3 protein-coding genes are annotated in these 3,608 nt (G+C 49.4%); all 3 read right to left on the reverse strand.

What is annotated here, in order from left to right:
- A partial coding sequence (locus VIM87_RS04410; RefSeq protein ID WP_331995804.1) for a hypothetical protein occupies positions 1–712 on the reverse strand: 712 nt, incomplete at its 3' end.
- The gene (locus VIM87_RS04415; RefSeq protein WP_331995806.1) at positions 705–1,304 is read right to left on the reverse strand and encodes an RNA polymerase sigma factor; all 600 of its coding nucleotides are present in this window, start codon (positions 1,302–1,304) and stop codon (positions 705–707) included. The genes VIM87_RS04410 and VIM87_RS04415, both read right to left, overlap by 8 nt.
- 198 nt (positions 1,305–1,502) lie before the next feature.
- The gene (locus VIM87_RS04420; protein WP_331995805.1) at positions 1,503–3,161 is read right to left on the reverse strand and encodes a hypothetical protein; all 1,659 of its coding nucleotides are present in this window, start codon (positions 3,159–3,161) and stop codon (positions 1,503–1,505) included.
- Positions 3,162–3,608 lie beyond the last annotated feature (447 nt).

Genomic DNA, 3,608 nt, shown 5'->3' on the forward strand with positions numbered 1-3,608 from the left:
CAGCTTTTTCATTGATAGCTCCTCTACCTCCCCCGGCAGCTTGGCCAGCATCTCTCCCCTTTTCACTGGCTCCTTTTTCCGCACCAGCTGTTACACCGCTCCACAGTTTATTACCCTGCGGCACTACGGCTGTAACCAGGCTGCCTGTGCCTGCTGCTGGGCCATAAGCTCCTTTTCCGCCAGCATCGCTATTGATACCTGCTGCTGCACCATTACTATCATCACCATTTATCCCCTCTGCTGCTTGTCCGTTCAGGGTTGCTTCCCTGTTGTCGCCATCCATTGTATCAGTTTCCGTTGATCCGTATATAGTAGTTCCCCTGTTATCTCCGGCCGCCGGATCATTCATACTTAATGTATCATTTTTCTGCGTACCATTATGCTCATTCACTGCTACATTTTCATGCACAACTCCTTTTAGCTCTTTATTTTCTGACGTTTGATGACGATTTACCTGCAAATATACCACCAGCGCAACCAGCCCCACCGCTGCCGCTGCAGCTGCTAACCACAGCATACCCTGACCCGTGGCAAACCAGGGTTTCGGCAGCGGTGCCGGCTCCTGCGCAGGCACAGGCACAGCAGCATTATCCAGCAGGCCGGCCATTTTGGACCAGGCCTGCTGCTTAGCTTCCATACCGGTATCATCCGGCGCCGGTTGCTGCGCAGCTGCTTTCAGCCAATCTTCAATATGTTTGTGCTGGTCATCCATTCATATTGCGCTTTAATGACGATGGTGGGGCTGTTATATACCGTTGCAGCAAACGCTTCCCCTCTGCCACATGCCATTTGGTTGTGCCGGTGCTGATGCCCAGCAATTCAGCGATCTCTTTATGTGAATAGCCCTCTATGATAAATAAGTTGATCACGATCCTTGTTGTAGGCGGCAGCTGCTGCAATACCAGCAGCAGATCCTTGTATTCCAATGGGTTGCTCTCTGTGGCTATGGCTATATCTCCCGGCAGCTCTCCCGGCATTTGCTCTTTTGTTTGTCCGGCCCCGTTCCTGAAATAATCTGCAACTGCATGCACCATAATACGGCGCAGCCATCCTTCAAAACTGCCGGTTTGCTGGTACTGGGCAATTTTAGTAAATGCCCGCAGGAAACCGTTGTTCAAAATATCTGTCGCCTTGTCCCGGTCACTGGTGTAGCGCCTTATCACGGCCAGCATCCGGTCAAAGAACAGGTAGTATAGCTTCTCCTGGCACAAACGGTCATTACTCCGGCAACCGGCCAGTAGCTGGTCCAGTTGGCCGTGTGTTTGATCAGAATGGTCCGTATGGTCGGATAAGTTAAACGGCAGTTTCTTTCAGATTAAGCATACAATAGACAGGCAATACACCGGCCCTGATAATACAGACAGGGTATTATTACCTAAAGGTTGGGTATCTGTAAAAAAAAGCTGAATGCGGAATGCTAAACGCTGAACGCTGCTTGCGTTTTGCTGAGGGCATCATCATGGCTTTAGCGTTAAGCATTCAGCATTAAACATTTAGCGTTCTCACGGTTTTACATACACCTCTATTATAGCATTGGTAGGGCGGCGCGGCGCCAGAAATTCATCTACCTGCTTATAATGCTGTTTCAGCTCAGGTCTTAAAGCAAAGGGAAAAAAGTTGTTCAGTCCGGGTGCATATTCATATAGGATAATATCGTAGTGGTGCTGTTGCACTTTTTCCTTGAAGGCTGCCAGCTGCCGGTTAAACATGCCCACGCCCAGGTGGTACCACAGCGGGTAATCCTCGCCGGTTTCCAGCTTAAAGGGCATAGCATAAGCCAGGGGTGTTAACTCTGTCATATTCAGCACTTTAATACTATCTTTCTTTTCCTTTACCACGGGCATAGCAAGCAGGCGCTCCATACCATGTACGGTGGATGGCGGCATGTATATTTTCTTAAATCCCGGCAGGTCAGAGAAGATCCATTCAGCGGTAGGCACATCCGTGGTGGTATCTGTACTCAGCATAAAGTTCCGGCGGGATACCACGTTCTCCGCATTCGGATCCGGCGCACCCTGCACCATTTCTGTAGGCGCCGGGAATATGCGCTGAAAAATACGGTCAATATACTTCCAGAACACACCGGACCACCACAGCAGCACCAGCAGCGCAGTGCTTAAAAAGGCATTACGGCGGCCCAGGTCAATATGCTGCATGCCGGCAAAATGTGTGCACAGGAATGCAAAGGCAAAGCTATGGAAGAAGATGTTGTTATCCGGCGGTGTGTAGCTGGTTACCTGGAACAGGGCTGCCTCTGCCAGTATACCCAGGGTAAGCAGGGTAAACAGCATGGCTGTTTTGTTTTGCCAGAAAGCCTTAAAGTTGCGCAGGGCCGGCACCAGGCATAACACCATGAGCACCAGGTAAAACTTGATCCACTGGGACCCGCCCAGGATCTCCTCTGCAAAATCCGTTACTGCCAGGCGGGAATTGTGCGGAGGCTGCCCGTGGTTATACCAGTATCCAAAACCATGCGGCAGCAGCGGGCCTATAATAATGGCCGCCACCAGGAAATAACAGCCCAGGAAAGCAGGGATCTCCCACCAGCGTTTTTCATGGATGCTATTATATAATAACAGGGCCAGGCACAACAGCAGTGCCAGTCCGCCCCCATCCTGCTTGGTAAAAATAGACAGGAAGGTGAACAGGGCTGCCAGCAGCAGGTACAGGAAACGCAGCTTTTCTTGCGGGCGGGTCATGTACTGGAACAGGAAGGCTAAGCCTACCAGCTCATACACAATTACCGTATGGTTATACCAGGGCCAGAAGTTGAAGAAGGAATACGACAGCACAAACACCATTACCGATAAAGCCCGTATGGCCGGCTCTATGTTCAGGCGTTTTAAAATGGAGCGGAAAGCAAATCCCGCCATAATATTAATGAGCACCTGCGCTTTTACGAGCGAGATCAGCTGCGGGCCAAATATGCGGAAGAACAGGGACGGTATCAGCCAGAAGCCATACCCCAGCGGCGTACCAAAATCCTTATACGGCATTTGCCCGATGGACATGCGGTAAGCGCCTTCCCACGACAAAAAGATATTAACCCGGTAAGGGAAAGTAGTGAACAGGGGCACCAGCGCCAGGCCAATGATCAGCACACATTCAATAACAGTAAAAACAGTACGTTTCTGGTAAAGGGACGATGACCCGGACAACATAATGGGGGTTTTTATGTTTTTGAAGGCGTAAAAGTAGTTTTATTAGCGGAAAGCGCAAAGCAGAAAGCAGAAAGCGCAAAGCAGAAAGCAGAAAGCAGAAAGCTGCAGCCCTTATTTTCCCGGCATTGTATGCTAAGCATTTGGTGTTCAATGTATTTAAAGGCTGAATGCTTGACGCAGAACGCTTAACGCCATAGCCCTTACTTTCCCGGCATTATATGTTAAGCATTTGGCATTCAATATATTTATAACGTACAATACTAAACGCTATCCCTTACTTCCCGCCCCTCCGTAGTACAAGGCTTTATGCTTTCTCCTTTTAGCTTTCCGCTTTAAATTGTATCTTGCCCCCCGTATTAACATCTGTTCATCCCCGTGCAATATCTGAAACTACTCAGGCCTCATCATTGGGTCAAAAATCTGTTCCTGTTTATTCCCCTCTTTTTT

It is taken from the genome of Chitinophaga sp. (genome assembly GCF_036569125.1).
Taxonomy (GTDB): Bacteria; Bacteroidota; Bacteroidia; order Chitinophagales; family Chitinophagaceae; genus Chitinophaga.